Origin of the sequence: Aeribacillus pallidus, assembly GCF_050478865.1 — a bacterium.
Lineage (GTDB): Bacteria > Bacillota > Bacilli > Bacillales > JACDOC01 > JACDOC01.
Genome location: NZ_JBCNBW010000040.1, coordinates 43,692 through 55,363, shown reverse-complemented (window position 1 = coordinate 55,363; position 11,672 = coordinate 43,692). Strand labels below are relative to the sequence as shown.

At 38.4% G+C, this 11,672-nt stretch carries 15 protein-coding genes; all 15 read left to right on the top strand.

Features of this window, described 5'->3' with window-relative positions:
• Positions 1-636: 636 nt before the first annotated feature.
• A complete protein-coding gene (flgB, locus tag ABES52_RS10155; RefSeq protein WP_429651045.1) occupies positions 637-1,035 on the top strand; it encodes a flagellar basal body rod protein FlgB in 399 nt (132 codons plus the stop codon).
• A gap of 4 nt (positions 1,036-1,039) precedes the next feature.
• The gene (gene flgC, locus ABES52_RS10150) at positions 1,040-1,489 is read left to right on the top strand and encodes a flagellar basal body rod protein FlgC (RefSeq protein ID WP_429651044.1); all 450 of its coding nucleotides are present in this window, start codon (positions 1,040-1,042) and stop codon (positions 1,487-1,489) included.
• A 19-nt stretch (positions 1,490-1,508) separates the two neighbouring features.
• Entirely contained in the window at positions 1,509-1,817 is a 309-nt protein-coding gene (fliE, locus tag ABES52_RS10145; RefSeq protein WP_429651043.1) for a flagellar hook-basal body complex protein FliE, read from the top strand.
• A 40-nt stretch (positions 1,818-1,857) separates the two neighbouring features.
• Positions 1,858-3,447 carry a flagellar basal-body MS-ring/collar protein FliF gene (gene fliF, locus ABES52_RS10140; RefSeq protein WP_429651042.1) on the top strand — a complete coding sequence of 530 codons (1,590 nt, stop codon included), beginning with the start codon at positions 1,858-1,860 and terminating at the stop codon, positions 3,445-3,447.
• Between the two features lie 14 nt (positions 3,448-3,461).
• Entirely contained in the window at positions 3,462-4,478 is a 1,017-nt protein-coding gene (fliG, locus tag ABES52_RS10135) for a flagellar motor switch protein FliG (protein WP_429651041.1), read from the top strand.
• Positions 4,471-5,241 carry a flagellar assembly protein FliH gene (fliH, locus tag ABES52_RS10130; protein WP_429651040.1) on the top strand — a complete coding sequence of 257 codons (771 nt, stop codon included), beginning with the start codon at positions 4,471-4,473 and terminating at the stop codon, positions 5,239-5,241. Before fliG ends, fliH begins: the two co-directional genes overlap by 8 nt.
• Positions 5,238-6,545: a flagellar protein export ATPase FliI gene (gene fliI / locus ABES52_RS10125; protein WP_429651039.1), complete on the top strand. Its 1,308-nt coding sequence runs from the start codon at positions 5,238-5,240 to the stop codon at positions 6,543-6,545. The genes fliH and fliI overlap by 4 nt, the downstream gene beginning before the upstream one ends.
• Positions 6,546-6,550: 5 nt before the next feature.
• Entirely contained in the window at positions 6,551-6,997 is a 447-nt protein-coding gene (gene fliJ, locus ABES52_RS10120) for a flagellar export protein FliJ (protein WP_429651038.1), read from the top strand.
• A gap of 9 nt (positions 6,998-7,006) precedes the next feature.
• A complete protein-coding gene (locus ABES52_RS10115; protein ID WP_429651037.1) occupies positions 7,007-7,588 on the top strand; it encodes a MotE family protein in 582 nt (193 codons plus the stop codon).
• A gap of 213 nt (positions 7,589-7,801) precedes the next feature.
• A complete protein-coding gene (locus tag ABES52_RS10110) occupies positions 7,802-9,052 on the top strand; it encodes a flagellar hook-length control protein FliK (protein ID WP_429651036.1) in 1,251 nt (416 codons plus the stop codon).
• Positions 9,053-9,062: 10 nt separating this feature from the next.
• Positions 9,063-9,689 (top strand): flagellar hook assembly protein FlgD, encoded by a 627-nt coding sequence (gene flgD, locus ABES52_RS10105; RefSeq protein ID WP_429651035.1) that lies wholly within the window; start codon positions 9,063-9,065, stop codon positions 9,687-9,689.
• 13 nt (positions 9,690-9,702) lie between these two features.
• Positions 9,703-10,098, top strand: coding sequence for a TIGR02530 family flagellar biosynthesis protein (locus ABES52_RS10100; RefSeq protein ID WP_429651034.1), 396 nt, complete (start codon positions 9,703-9,705; stop codon positions 10,096-10,098).
• A 75-nt stretch (positions 10,099-10,173) separates the two neighbouring features.
• On the top strand, positions 10,174-10,968 hold the full coding sequence (gene flgG, locus ABES52_RS10095) for a flagellar basal body rod protein FlgG (protein WP_429651033.1): 795 nt from the start codon (positions 10,174-10,176) through the stop codon (positions 10,966-10,968).
• 46 nt (positions 10,969-11,014) lie between these two features.
• Entirely contained in the window at positions 11,015-11,230 is a 216-nt protein-coding gene (locus ABES52_RS10090; RefSeq protein WP_429651048.1) for a flagellar FlbD family protein, read from the top strand.
• A complete protein-coding gene (fliL, locus tag ABES52_RS10085; protein ID WP_429651032.1) occupies positions 11,223-11,645 on the top strand; it encodes a flagellar basal body-associated protein FliL in 423 nt (140 codons plus the stop codon). Before ABES52_RS10090 ends, fliL begins: the two co-directional genes overlap by 8 nt.
• Positions 11,646-11,672 lie beyond the last annotated feature (27 nt).

Below are 11,672 nucleotides of genomic sequence, written 5' to 3'. Positions count from 1 at the left end.
TGTTAAACGATACTGTTGATATTTATACATTACGCTTGTGGCGGACACTTTCCGGGGGCAAGCCGCAAGCCGCTTCTCTCGCTACGCTCAAGTATGGGTCTTGCGGCTTCTTGTTCCCGCTGGAGTCGCCGCCTTTCGTTTCAGTAAACAATTAGCTAAAAATCAACAATGAAATATAACATAGACTTTTTTTATTTTTGTATGACTAATTGAATCAAATTGATAAATCTACAAACAATCAGCATGTTATGATAAGTAGAATTTGACAAACTTCAACAAAATATACAAAAAATTAACGTATCTGCCCGTTTGTACATGTTATGATGAAAATGCAATTTGTCAATATCGGTTATTTTGTAAAATCCTTTATACCATTTCAACATTTCACTATGGAAGAAAAAGATGAAAATTGATACAATGAATACCGAGATATTTGTCGAAAATTGTCCATTTTCTGTATTTACAAAATAATGTATATAATTAATTCTAAAGTACTAGTTCTAAAAAATAGGTTAGTAGTCTTAGGAAATGAAATAGACATGGGGTTTGGAAAACATTACAATAGTTACTGTGATTTTCCGTGAAATTTGTCAAAAAAGATAAAAAAATGTAATCCTCGTAAAAAAGGAGGACGCTATGAAGTTATTTTCATCGACAATTACTTTGCTAGAAAAAGGGTTAGATTATTCTGCCCTCAAACAAAAGGCGATCTCCAATAATATAGCGAATGTGGATACGCCAAATTATAAAGCCCAAAATGTCAGTTTTCGACAAATATTCGAAAAAGAACGGAATTACCAATCGTTCTCTGCTTATCGCACGGACAAAAGGCATTTTGATTTTCAAAGTCGTCAGACAACGACTGGTGCATTTATTACTTCCCAATTGAGGAACTACAATCATTCGGGAAATAGTGTTGATTTAGACAAAGAAATGGCAGATTTAGCGACAAATCAAATTTATTTTCACGCCTTAACCGATCGAATCAGCGGTAAGTTTTCTTCATTACAAACCGTTATTAAAGGAGGTAAGTAAGGTCATGTCGATCTTTACTAGCTTAAATATCACCTCTTCTGCCTTAACCGCTCAGCGATTACGCATGGATGTTATTTCCTCCAATATGGCGAACGTGGACACGACTAGAGCCCAACTTGTGAATGGCGAATGGCAGCCATACCGCCGGAAAATGGTTGTTCTTGAACCAAAGGGTCATTCATTTGCGTCATTTTTGCGCCAAGCAATGGGAACAAATGAGGCGACTAAAGGGGTAAAAGTGTCGAAAATCGTTGAAGACCAAACCCCTTTTAAACTAGTCTATGACCCCAATCACCCAGATGCTAACGAGGATGGTTATGTTGAATTACCGAACGTTGATCCACTCCGCGAAATGGTTGATTTAATAAGTGCAACACGTTCGTACGAAGCGAACGTAACGGTATTTAATGCATCTAAAGGAATGATGATGAAAACTCTTGAAATCGGAAAATAAGTAAAGGAGTTATGAAAATATGCTACTCAATGAAATAAATTCGAATGTTGTTTCTCCTTTTCGACCGTTAAGTGAAAAAAAAGTTCAAAAATCTGCTTTTTCTGCTCAACAATCTTTTGCCAAAGTATTAAAGCAATCCATTGAACAAGTGAACCAATCCCAACTTGAAGCGGATCGTTTAACAGAGAAGTTAGTAAAAGGTGAAAATGTGGAGCTTCATCAAGTGATGATTGCCGCTCAAAAAGCAACGATTTCGTTACAAACAGCTGTAGAAATTCGAAACAAAGTAGTTGAAGCTTATCAAGAGATGATGAGAATGCAAGTATAATTTTACTCTTCAGTAATATCGATAACGCCGGAGGATTACGATGAATGAGACGTTACATAGATATATAGAACCACTGAAACAATTTTGGAACAAAAAATCTACGAAACAAAAATGGCTTATAACCGGTATCTCTCTTCTCGGTATCATCTTAATTTCGGTAACGGTGTACATACTTTCACGTCCCACGATGGTTCCTCTTTATAGCAATTTATCTCCAGCTGAGACTGGATCGATAAAAGAAAGCCTTGATGCAAAGGGGATTCCGTCTGAAATTACCGATGGTGGTACGACCATCAAAGTGCCAGACCAATATGTGGATACGTTATTAGTGGAACTAGCAGCTGAAGGAATTCCTAAGTCTGGGAGTATCGATTATTCATTTTTTAGTCAAAACGCCGGATTTGGTATGACAGAAAATGAGTTTAATGTCATGAAGCTAGATGCGATGCAAACCGAACTTGCTGAGTTAATCAAAGGGATTGACGGAGTACGAGACGCCCGAGTGATGATCAACTTACCAAATGAAGGAGTTTTTGTAAAAGATAAAGCACAAGAAGCGTCGGCTTCCATCGTTCTACAAACAGAGCCGGGATACGATTTTGATGAAAAACAAATAAAATCGTTGTATCACTTAGTTTCTAAAAGTATTCCCAACCTTCCTACTGATAATATCGTTATTATGAACCAATATTTTGAGTATTTTGACCTGAAAGATGATAAAAATTCGACTGGTTCATTATTTGCTGAACAACAAAATATTAAAGAACAAATTGAACGCAATATTCAACGCCAAGTGCAAAGTATGCTTGGAACATTAATGGGACACGATAAAGTCGTTGTTTCCGTAACAGCTGATGTTGATTTTACCCAAGAAAATCGCGAGGAATCATTAGTCACTCCAGTTGATGAGGAAAATATGGAAGGAATTACGATTAGTGCCCAACGGATTACGGAAACCTTTACCGGTAATGCGGATGCTGCAGGAGGGGTGCCGCAAGGAGAAGACCCTACCGATTCGCTCGGTACTTCCTATTTAGAAGGGAATGGAGGAACTGGTGATTACGAACGAATGGAAGAAACGATTAATAAAGAAGTGAATCGAATTCGAAAAGAAATCGTTGAGAGTCCATACAAAATTCGTGATTTAGGAATCCAAGTGATGGTAGAACCTCCAAACCCAGATGATCCTTCCTCTTTACCTGAGGACCGTCGTGAAGACATTACGAAAATGCTAGCAACCATTGTCCGTACTTCAATTGATAAAGAAGTCGCAACACCATTAACGGATGAAGAGATTGAAGATCGCATTGTTGTTTCCGTCCAACCGTTTAAAGGGAAAATCGAATTTAATCCAACATCTACAACTATTATTCCTTGGTGGGCATACGTTGTTGGCGGAGTACTTATTGGTATTATTGGTCTATTAATCTTCCTATTAATAAGAACTCGCCGCAGACAAGATGAAGAGGACATGGTGTTACAAGAAATGAGTGCATCAATTGAAATCCCGGACGTGAACGAAGAAGTAGAAACAGAAGCATCGATGAGGAGAAAACAACTTGAAAAAATGGCTAAAGAAAAGCCGGAAGAATTCGCTAAAATATTGCGTACTTGGTTAGCGGAAGACTAGGAGTGAACTAGAAGATGAGTAAGAAAAATTTTAAAGAACTAACAGGAAGACAAAAAGCTGCCATTCTTCTCATTTCACTAGGACCTGATGTATCTGCTTCTGTTTACAAACATTTAACGGAAGAAGAAATTGAACGATTAACGCTTGAAATTTCTGGAGTGAAAAAAGTTGATTCACAAGCGAAAGAAGAAGTCCTTGAAGAGTTCCATAATATTGCTTTAGCCCAAGACTATATTTCCCAAGGTGGAATCGGCTATGCAAAGACAGTATTGGAGAAAGCGCTAGGGGAAGAACAGGCCGCTGCAATCATTAATCGTTTAACATCATCTTTACAAGTAAGACCGTTTGATTTTGCTAGAAGAGCAGATCCGGGACAAATTTTAAACTTTATTCAAAATGAACACCCGCAAACAATTGCGCTCGTTCTATCATATTTAGATCCTGCGCAAGCAGGTCAAATACTTTCTGAATTACCTCAAGAAGTTCAAGCGGATATCGCCCGACGCATTGCTTTAATGGACTCTACTTCACCGGAAATTATTAATGAAGTAGAGGCGATATTAGAACGGAAATTATCGACGACCGTAACTCAAGATTATACTCAAACGGGTGGAATTGAGGCGCTCGTCGAAGTGTTAAATGGTGTTGACCGGGCAACAGAACGGACCATTTTAGATGCATTGGAAATCCAAGACCCAGAACTAGCCGAAGAAGTAAAAAAGCGGATGTTCGTTTTCGAAGATATTGTTACCTTGGACAATCGTTCCATTCAGCGAGTTATTCGCGATGCGGATAATGAGGATTTAAAGCTAGCTTTAAAAGTTGCGAGCGACGAAGTCAAAGAAATTATTTTTCGCAATATGTCCAAACGGATGGTGGAAACATTCAAAGAAGAAATGGAATATATGGGTCCAGTCCGCCTACGAGATGTAGAAGAAGCCCAATCTCGTATTGTTGCTATTATCCGGCGTCTAGAGGATGCGGGAGAAATCATTATTGCACGCGGAGGAGGGGACGATATTATTGTCTAAAATTATCAAGTCCCGTTGGACCAATGCTCAAGCATCATCAAAGGTTATTGGAATACGTAATCTTCATTTTGAAGTGAAGAAAAATGATGTTCAAAAGAATGAAATCAATGCAGAACAAGAAAAACAGCGCCTTTTGGAAGAAGCACGAACGAAAGCAGAACAAATCATTCAACAGGCCCAATTGGAACTAGAACAAGCGAAAAAGCAAATTGAATTGGAAAAAGAGCAGCTGGAACAAGAAAGGCAGCGATTATTACATCAAGCGAAGGAAGAAGGGTATAAAGCTGGATTTCAACAAGGAAAACAACAAGGGTACGATGAACAGCGGGAATTCATTCAAGAAGCTAAAAAGATCGTTCAATTATCACAACAACAAGCGAATGAGAATATTGAACGATCAGAACATGTCATTTTTGAACTAGGAATGAAGACGGCTGAGCGCATTGTGGGACATGCTTTAAACGAAGACCCATCCATCTTCAGTTCGATTGTCAAACAAGTATTAAAAGAAGCACGAGAATATCGTGATATTCAAATTCATATCCATCCATCAAAGTACAGTTATTTGCTGTCGGAAAAAGAAGAATTACAAACGCTATTTCCGAATGAAGTGCAATTATACGTTTATCCAAATGATGAGTTACCATTAGATGGTTGTTTCATAGAATCACCGCAAGGACGAATTGATGCCAGTGTCGACACCCAATTAAATGAAATCCGCCGACAATTACAGGCAATTCTTGAAGGAGATTCAAATGAATGAAGGCTGAACAATTACTACTTTATATTCCTAAACTTGTCCCCATTAAACGGTACGGTCGGGTAAAACGAGTGGTTGGTTTATTAATTGAATCGCAAGGACCTGAAAGTTCCATTGGGGACGTGTGCTTGATTCATGCAGGGCAACGGAGGATTTTAGCAGAAGTCGTTGGATTTAAAGATGAAAATGTCATGCTTATGCCATATACGAACGTAAAAGAAATAGCTCCAGGAAGTTTAGTTGAAGCCACATTAAAGCCACTTGAAGTAAAAGTTGGTGAATCTTTAATTGGACAAGTAGTCGATGCCTTTGGCCATCCGTTAAATGGCGGAATACTTCCAAAACGGCTTACCAGCGTACCAACGGAACAAGATCCACCTAATCCATTAACTCGACCTCCGATTGTGGAGCCAATGGAAGTTGGAGTAAAAGTCATTGATAGTTTACTAACGATTGGAAAAGGGCAACGTGTTGGTATTTTTGCTGGAAGTGGAGTTGGTAAAAGTACGCTATTAGGGATGATCGCTCGCAACACAAAGGCCGATTTAAACGTTATCGCCTTAATTGGTGAGCGCGGCAGGGAAGTACGTGAATTTATTGAACGGGATTTAGGTCCAGAAGGATTGAAACGTTCGATTGTCGTGGCCGCCACATCGGATCAACCAGCCTTAATGAGAATCAAAGGGGCCTTAACAGCTACTGCCATCGCCGAATATTTTAGAGACCGTGGAATGAATGTGATGTTAATGATGGACTCTGTCACTCGTGTAGCCATGGCTCAACGTGAAGTTGGATTAGCGATTGGGGAGCCACCGACGACCAAAGGATACACTCCATCTGTTTTTGCCCTTTTACCGAAGTTATTAGAACGGACAGGAACGAATGAAAAAGGGACTATTACAGCTTTTTATACGGTATTAGTGGATGGAGATGACATGAATGAGCCAATTGCCGATACTGTTCGAGGCATACTAGATGGTCATATTGTTTTAGATCGAAAGTTAGCAAATCAAGGGCAATATCCCGCCGTCCATGTGTTAAAAAGCGTAAGCCGATTAATGAATCATTTAGTTACCGATGAACATTTAGAAGCAGCTTCCATCATTCGGAATCGACTTCATACATATATACAATCAGAAGATTTAATCCATATTGGGGCTTATAAAAAAGGGACTTCACGGGATATTGATGAAGCCATTCAATTTTATCCAAGTATCATACAGTTTTTGAAACAATCGATGTACGAACAAGTGTCGATGAAAGAAAGTGTTGATCAGTTAATAAACCTCAGCCGTAAAGGAGGTTAGTCGAATTGTCGTTTCAATTTCGTTTAGAAAAAGTAATGGCGATGAAGGAAAAAGAACAAGAAAAAGCGCAGCGGGATTATCAAGAAGCGATTGAACAATTTGACAAAGTGGCTACAAAATTATATGAGCTTTTAAAAAGAAAAGAAGACCTTGAAACGCTTCAACAAAAACAGCTGCTTTCTGGTATGTCTGTACAACAAATGAAACATCATCAACAATTTATCGCCAATTTGGAACGCTCGATTGACTATTTCCAAGGAGCCGTTCGTAATGCGCGTACCCGTATGTATTGGCAAGAAGAACAATTAAAAGAAAAACAAATAGAAGTAAAAAAATACGAAAAAGTAAAAGAGCAAGAATTTAAAAAGTTTATTGAAATCGAAAAACAGCAAGATATGCGGGAAATGGACGAAATTTCAATTTTTCAATATGTATACCGCAGCGGAAGTTAGGTGTTGAAAATGGAAGAGATGACAAACAAAAGGTATAGACCACTTCAAGTTGTTGTGTTTCTTATCGTGATTCCTTTACTTTTTGCAACGACCGTTGCACTTTTTGTCATGACCGCTGCTGGAGTTAACGTATTTGAAAGCGGAAAAGAATGGGCGCACAAAGTACCTTTTTTATCTTCAACAATAGAAGGGGAAACTAAAGATTCGATTACTAAATTAAATGAACAAATTTTTGAATTAGAAGCAGAAATGAAAAATAAAGAAGCGAAAATTACTCAACTTGAAGAGAAATTGGCTTCTTCAGAAAAAACGAATAGCGAGTTAAAAGCCGAGAAAGAACAACTGATGCAACAAATGGAGGAACTTCACCAAATTCAGGAAGAAAATAAGCGAGCATTTAATGAGTTAGTTCAAACGTATGAGACGATGTCTCCTAAAAATGCTGCCTCCATCCTTTCTAATATGGAGGAACAGCAAGCGGTGAAAATTTTAGCAAATATAAGTACAGAAGCGCTTTCGAAAATTTTGGAAAAAATGTCTCCAGAAGATGCGGCCAAATATACCGAACTATTAGCAACAAATAACCATTAAGTTTTTTTGAAGACTATGTTATATGTCATGATTTTTAGCAAGTTATTCACACGGCGACGACTCTAGCGGGAACAAGAAGCCGCAAGACCCATACTTGAGCGTAGCGAGGGAAGCGGCTTGCACCTTGCCCGCGGAAAGCGTCCGCCACAAGCGAAATGAATAAATATCAACAGTATCGTTTAACAGAGCCTTTTTGAAAGGAGGTGAAAAAAGGTGGAAGTGAGTCTCGTAAAAGCAGGAACACCGTTTCTGTCATCAACACCTACAACAACTAAAAGGAATGGTACTTCTTTCGGTGCTGTGTTTGCTCAGTTGCAAGGGAAAACTACTAATTCCCCATTCATTAGTAATGAAACCAACCTTCCATTATCAAGTCATGAAGTGTGGAAGGATATTATTCGCTTATTAAATGAACAAGTCTCTTTTATATCTCCTATTCAAGACGGAACAGCAGAAGAAGTAACATTACAGAAGACCGGTCTAACAAACAGTGAGTTGAACGATGCTCTAAACGAATTGATTAACGGGTTACAACGATTAGAGATAAATGATCCTATATTCCAAGAACAACTACATTGGCTCATAAAAGTTCAAAACCAAGGGGATTGGAGTGCAGTTTTATCTCCATTGCTCAGCCTTTTACATATGGTTCCTGCTGATAAGTTAAGTCAATTGTCATCTAAGCACTTAAAATCCGTCCTCTATGCAGCGAAAATGTTTGAACACGTTATTCGTCATATGGATGGATTCGGAAAACGGTTGGAACAAGCGAACGAGTTACAACAGTTGCTTAGAGGAATGGCTCAACGATTGGAACCGCTGATTGGAAATAACAACAAAGCCTTTTTAAAACAAGTGTATCATCATATGTCCCAATCAAATACTGAAACGGGCCAATCTATGACAACGCTAGGTGGACAATTGGTTAAAGGGTCGATGTTCGGTTGGACTGAAACCATTGGTAACGGACAAAGCGTCTTCATGCAGCCATCCCGAGCAGAGCAACTGATGCTTACCCTAACTTCGCAATCGAAACCATTGAGTTATGAACAATTTGTAGAGGAATTTACGAACATATTGAATCGCTCCTCTTTCATGAAAGGGAAAGGAACAGAGAAGCTGCTCATTAAGCTATATCCTGAGCATTTAGGTAGTTTACGGATTGAATTGATTCAAAAAGACGGGATATTGACAGCAAAAATGTTAGCATCTACTGCTGCTGCGAAAGAACTGCTTGAGTCTCAAGTACAAGGATTAAAATCAGCTTTTGCTCAACACCAAATTCAAGTAGAGAAAATTGAGATCTCCCATGGTCAATTAGAATCACAACGTTTTGACAAAGGGGGACAACAATCACGAGGTGAACAAGAAGCTTCCCAGCAGGAATCGAAACAGAAGCAAAAAGAACAATCAGCAGAATCGTTTGACGAGTTTATAAAAGCGGTCGAAATAATGGAAGAATAAGGTGAGAAGGATGACGGTTTCTTTAGACCCAAACTTATTTTTAAGTTCCATTCAACAAAAACGTACAGCAAAGAGCGATACGTTAGGGAAAGATGACTTTTTAAAAATTTTAATGACCCAATTACAAAACCAAGATCCGTTAAACCCATTACAAGATAAGGATTTTATTGCCCAAATGGCGACATTTTCAACATTAGAACAAATTACGAATCTAGCAACTAGCTTTGATCGTTGGGCCAATGAGCAAAAGCAAAATCAAATGATTCAAATGAATCAATTTGTCGGGAAAGAAATTTCTTGGCATAAAGTTGTCGATGAAGATCAACTGATCGTTGAAGAAGGAACTGGTGTGATTCAATCGATTCGATATAAAGGTGATTATGCGGAATTCATACTAGAAGATGGGACCGTTTTAAAACCTGAGAACATATCAGAAGTCCATCAACCGATAGAACAAGAAAGTAATCTTCTCTTACAAGGCAGTTTGATGATTGGACGAAATGTTACATGGATGAATGATCAAGAAAAACGAACTGGAGTCATTCAAGCGGTTTCCGTCAAATCAGGCATCCTTCAACTGAAATTAGACAACGGTGATGAAATAACGTTAGATGAGGTGATATCCATTTCACAATAAAAGGAGGGATCACATGAAGCCACCGTATGTATTAGGCTTTCCTCCACAGTCGATTCAACCGACAGGGAAAAATAAGTCGTTACAACGTCCGTTAACGAAATCAACGCAAGATTTTAAAACCATTTTTCAAGATACCATTCATCAACAACGAACATTAACAATCAGTAAACATGCCAATGAACGACTTGCGCAACGGGGGATCCATATTCCTGCCCAAGAATGGCAAAAGATCACAGAAAAAGTGTTGGAGGCAAAGAAATTAGGTGTGAATGAATCGCTCGTTCTGACCAAACATGCTGTCTTAATTGTCAGTGCAAAAAATCAAACCGTCATAACAGCGATGGACCGCACCGAAGCAAAGACGCAAATTTTTACTAATATAAATGGGACCATAATTGTAGACGATTAACAGCTGGACCTTTTTTAGGAGGCTGTCACGCTGCTGACTGACAGATGCAGCAAAAAAAAGAAAGGGGTATTCGCTATGCTAAGAGCTATGTATTCAGGTATTAGTGGAATGAAAAATTTCCAAATTAAGTTAGATGTTATTGGTAACAATATTGCCAATGTAAATACTTATGGTTTTAAAAAAGGGAGAACAACGTTTAAAGATATGGTAAGTCAGCAAATCTCTGGTGCTAGTAGTGCAACGGCGACAAGAGGTGGAACAAACCCAAAACAAGTAGGACTTGGCTCCCAGTTAGCAACAATCGATACCATTCATACTCAAGGTAGTTTACAAACAACCGGTCGACCATTAGATTTATCTATTTCTGGTGATGGTTTTTTTGTCTTGTTAAATGGTGCCCAAACCGTATTTACTCGTGCTGGGAACTTTTATTTAGATGTAAATGGTGACTTGGTCAATGCTGATGGTCTTTTTGTAAGAGAAGTTGGCGGAGGTAGAATCAACATTCCGAATACAGCTAAAAGTTTTAGTATTGGCAGTGATGGAACTGTTACTTATATTGACGCAGCTGGTACTTTACAACCTGCAGGGCAAATAACAATTGCTAAATTCGATAACCCAGAAGGATTAGAAAAAGCCGGTTCAAACTTATTTATTGAAACATCAAACTCAGGTGCACCTGCTTACGGTACAGCTGGAGGAGCAAATGGTGAAGGGACAATCGTGGCCGGTACACTTGAAATGTCTAACGTTGATTTATCAGAAGAATTTACTGAAATGATTGTTGCTCAACGTGGATTCCAGGCGAATACGAGAATTATCACGACATCAGATGAAATTTTACAAGAATTAGTGAATTTAAAACGATAAAAAGGAGGTAGAGGGCTAAGCTTTGTGCCTTAGCCCTCAAATTACCGTGATCCAAGTTACACGCTTAAATGGCAAGTCTTTTTTACTTAATGCACTATACATAGAAACTGTTGAGTCACTTCCTGATACAACGATTACACTTACAAATGGAAAAAAGTATGTTGTGAAGGAAAAAGAACACGATGTAATGGAACGAATCCTCCATTTTTACCGTTCTGTTCACGTATTAGGGGTTGTGCCAAAGGGGGATGAAGATGAATAATCGCTTAATCCGAATCATGCTCATTTTATTAACAGTAATTACTTTAGTAGGGGTCGTAGCACTGGTCGTCATATTAAATTTAAATGACGATCCCAATGCAGAACCTACCATAGATGAAGTATTGGAAGCTACTGTAGATATTGAAGAAATTACGACGAACTTATATAGCAATGATTATATTAAAATCTCATTTAAGATTCAGACCAGTTCCAAAAAAGCAAAAGAAGAATTGGAAAAACGTAACTTTCAAGTAAAAGATATTATTATAAAAGAGCTTTCCGAGATGAAAGCCGAGGACCTGAAAGGAAAAGAAGGAAAGCACCATTTAGAAGAAATGATTCGTTCGAAAGTGAACAGTATCATGCAAAAAGGAACGGTTGAAAAAGTGTATATCACCTCCTTAATCATTCAATAATTTATTAACAGAAATTTTACGAAAGAG